Origin of the sequence: Nostocoides australiense Ben110 (genome assembly GCF_001050535.1) — a bacterium.
GTDB classification, from domain to species: Bacteria; Actinomycetota; Actinomycetes; order Actinomycetales; family Dermatophilaceae; genus Nostocoides_A; species Nostocoides_A australiense.
In genome coordinates, this window is record NZ_HG764815.1 from 3,510,184 (window position 1) to 3,512,301 (window position 2,118).

Here is a 2,118-nt window from a genome sequence, read left to right on the forward strand (position 1 = left end):
GCCAGCACTGAGCCCGCCAACACCGAGCCGGACAGGACAGAGGAGGCGAGCCCACCGCATACCGGCGACCTGGTGATCGACAGCGCCCTGCGCGACCTCGCCGAGACCAGCGGAGCGGACCTGGACGCGGTACTCGAGCAGGGCAGCGCGCTCGAGGGCGTCCTCCGCGCCCGGCTCGGCGACCTGGACGGGTGAGCGGGGGCGAGCGGCTCGACCAGGCGCTGGTGGCTCGCGGTCTGGCCCGCTCCCGCGGGCAGGCCAGAGAACTGCTGGAGGCCGGGCGAGTCCGGCTCAATGAGGCCCCCGCGGCCAAACCCGCCACACGCGTCGGCCCGGGCGACCGGCTCGCGATCGACGGCGACCTGAACATCCGCGTGGGCCGCGGCGCCGACAAGCTCGACGCCGCCGTCGCGGCATTCGAGCCCGCGGGGCTCGCGGTCGCCGGCAAGCGCGCCCTCGATGTGGGGGCGAGTACCGGCGGCTTCACGCAGATCCTCCTCGAGCGGGGCGCCAGCGAGGTGCTCGCCCTCGACGTCGGGCACGACCAGCTCGCCGAGCCGGTGCGCTCGGATCCGCGGGTACACGATCTGAGCGGCCGCTCGATCCGCGGCCTGACGCCCGACGACATCGGCGGCTCCGTCGACCTGCTCGTCGCGGACCTCAGTTTCATCTCCCTCACCCTCGTCATGGCCGACCTGGAGCGGGTGAGCGGGGAGGCGGCGGACCTCATACTGCTGATCAAGCCGCAGTTCGAGGTCGGCCGCGGCCGCCTCGACAAGAAGGGCATCGTCCGCGACCCCACCGACCGGGCCGGCGCCATGCGCGACGTGCTGCAGGCCGGGGTCGACGCCGGCCTGTGCGTGCGTGGGCTGATCGCCTCCCCGGTCGTGGGCACCCACGGCAACCGGGAGTACCTTGGGTGGCTGGCCAAGGGCGGCAATGTCAGTGCCTCATGGCAGGCTCTGGAGGAGCAGATCGACGACCTGGTCAGGAGGGACCCGTGAGCAGCGCGCACCGCCGCATCCTGCTGGTGGCTCACCCCAACCGGCCCGACGCCATCCACCTGGCCCGCGAGGTCGCCCAGCGGCTGCTGGGCGAGGGCATCGGCATCGTCTTGGACCCGATGACCGCGCAGGCGGTCGATCCCGGCCACGACCTGGTCAGCATCGGCGACGGCGACCGGCCCGCCGAGGGGTGTGAGCTGGTGCTTGTCCTCGGCGGCGACGGGAGCATCCTGCGGGGGGCCGAGCTGTCCCGCGGTTCCGACGCCCCGCTGCTCGGCATCAACCTGGGGCACGTCGGCTTCCTCGCCGAGTCCGAACGCGAGGACACCGACGCGACCATCGAGCGGATCCTCGATCGGGATTATGCGATCACCGAGCGGATGACCCTCGATGTGGTCAGCCGGCTCGACGGTCGCGAGTTCGCGCGCACGTGGGCGCTCAACGAGGCGACGGTCGAGAAGGCCTCCCGCGAGCGGATGCTCGAGCTCACGGTCGAGATCGACGGCCGGCCGCTGTCGACCTGGGGTTGTGACGGTGTGGTGATGGCCACGCCGACGGGGTCGACGGCATACGCGTTCTCCGCGGGCGGGCCGGTGGTGTGGCCCGACGTGGACGCGATGCTTGTCGTCCCGATCAGCGCGCATGCGCTCTTCGCCCGCCCGCTGGTGCTTTCGCCGCGCTCGCGGCTGGCGGTCGAGGTCGTCAGCGGCAACGAGGGGCAAGGGGTGCTGTGGTGCGACGGCCGGCGCGCCGTCGACCTGCCGGCCGGTGCCCGGGTGGAGGTATGCCGCTCGGCCGAGCCGGTGCGACTGGCTCGCCTGTCGGAGCAACCGTTCACCGACCGATTGGTGGAGAAGTTCGACCTGTCCGTGCACGGCTGGCGTGGTCCGCGCCCCAACCGGGCGGGTCCCTAGGGTGATCAGCGAGATCCGGATCGGCTCGCTGGGGGTGATCCAGGCGGCGCACCTGCCCCTGCACGCGGGTCTCAACGTCGTCACCGGCGAGACCGGCGCGGGCAAGACCATGGTCGTCACCGGTTTGGGGCTGCTCTTCGGCGCCCGCGGTGACGCCGCTCTCGTCCGGGCGCCCGCGCCCAGCCTCGTCGTCGAGGGCC

3 protein-coding genes and 1 pseudogene are annotated in these 2,118 nt (G+C 72.8%); all 4 read left to right on the plus strand.

Features of this window, described 5'->3' with window-relative positions; all coding sequences use genetic code 11:
• Positions 1-195 (plus strand): hypothetical protein (locus BN11_RS24185; protein WP_048699539.1); only part of this gene is annotated, 195 nt, incomplete at its 5' end.
• Entirely contained in the window at positions 192-1,004 is an 813-nt protein-coding gene (locus BN11_RS17140; protein ID WP_048699540.1) for a TlyA family RNA methyltransferase, read from the plus strand. The genes BN11_RS24185 and BN11_RS17140, both read left to right, overlap by 4 nt.
• On the plus strand, positions 1,001-1,918 hold the full coding sequence (locus BN11_RS17145; protein ID WP_048699541.1) for an NAD kinase: 918 nt from the start codon (positions 1,001-1,003) through the stop codon (positions 1,916-1,918). The genes BN11_RS17140 and BN11_RS17145 overlap by 4 nt, the downstream gene beginning before the upstream one ends.
• A gap of 1 nt (position 1,919) precedes the next feature.
• Positions 1,920-2,118 (plus strand): annotated as a pseudogene (locus BN11_RS17150) (DNA repair protein RecN); the annotation flags it as partial.